The sequence below is a fragment of the Pseudomonas sp. Ant30-3 genome, from assembly GCF_000690905.1.
GTDB lineage: Bacteria > Pseudomonadota > Gammaproteobacteria > Pseudomonadales > Pseudomonadaceae > Aquipseudomonas.
In genome coordinates this window covers 1-449 of record NZ_JMCL01000263.1, presented here as the reverse complement: position 1 = coordinate 449, position 449 = coordinate 1, and the positions used below count along the sequence as shown (strand labels likewise).

Below are 449 nucleotides of genomic sequence, written 5' to 3'. Positions count from 1 at the left end.
AGCTGGGCAAGCGTCAAAGCGGTTCTGGTTCATGCGCAATCCGGACACCTGCACAACATTCCTCTTGTAAGAAACCGATCAAATTCTCTAGGTGCCCATACTCGGGTATACAGACAATCGTGCGGCTATGTTTCTCCTGCCGGATCAGCCCTACCTTGGCCATGCGCGCAAGGTGATGTGATAGCGTCGAAGCAGGAATACCCAGCCCCTTCTGGATATCTCCGACCGAAGCCCCATCATGGCCAGCTTTGACCAGAAAGCGGAACACGGACAGTCGGTGACTATTCCCTAGCTCAGCTAAGCTGGCTGCAACCTTTTCGTGATCCATAGCACGCCCCAATAATTCGATGTTTCTAGAATTATAGTTGACAGGTCGGATAAACGCAAGTAGGCTGCGTACATCATTTCGACAATACTAGAAATATAGGAGTAATATTGAATGTCATCTC

Annotated in this window: 1 protein-coding gene; it reads right to left on the bottom strand. The window is 49.4% G+C overall.

Going from position 1 to position 449, the window contains the following annotated elements; all coding sequences use genetic code 11:
- Window positions 1-13 precede the first annotated feature (13 nt).
- A complete protein-coding gene (locus DU29_RS1000000132090) occupies window positions 14-328 on the bottom strand; it encodes an ArsR/SmtB family transcription factor (RefSeq protein WP_000349485.1) in 315 nt (104 codons plus the stop codon).
- Between the last annotated feature and the right edge of the window lie 121 nt (window positions 329-449).

Bases quoted from the DNA above. Each gene is read 5' to 3' on its own strand.
- DU29_RS1000000132090 (WP_000349485.1), bottom strand. From the start codon at position 328: ATGGATCACGAAAAGGTTGCAGCCAGCTTAGCTGAGCTAGGGAATAGT.